The organism is Pseudomonas juntendi, from assembly GCF_009932375.1.
In the GTDB taxonomy this organism is placed as follows: domain Bacteria; phylum Pseudomonadota; class Gammaproteobacteria; order Pseudomonadales; family Pseudomonadaceae; genus Aquipseudomonas; species Aquipseudomonas juntendi.
In genome coordinates, this window is sequence record NZ_BLJG01000469.1 from 1 (window position 1) to 263 (window position 263).

Annotated in this window: 1 protein-coding gene; it reads right to left on the reverse strand. The window is 64.6% G+C overall.

Annotation, left to right across the window (positions count from 1 at the left end; genetic code table 11):
• A partial coding sequence (locus tag GYA94_RS26775; protein ID WP_255327012.1) for an FAD-binding oxidoreductase occupies window positions 1–263 on the reverse strand: 263 nt, incomplete at both ends.

Genomic DNA, 263 nt, shown 5'->3' on the forward strand with positions numbered 1-263 from the left:
GCGATGCGCGCATGCAAGTGGCGGGAAACCGGACCCTGGGCTTTGACGCTGATGCGCCAATAGCCGTCGGAAGGTGCGCTGGACAAGCTGTAGGTGCGGATAAGCGGCGCCTCACCGTCGCGCTTGACCTGCACCGGAACATGTTGCCCGGGTGCAAACCCCACAGCACTATCGCTGGGCGGCTGGAGGTAGAACGAACGGATATCGCGGCTCTCCTGCTCTACCCGCAGCACCCGCCAGGCTTGCCATTGGCGCTGCTGCTG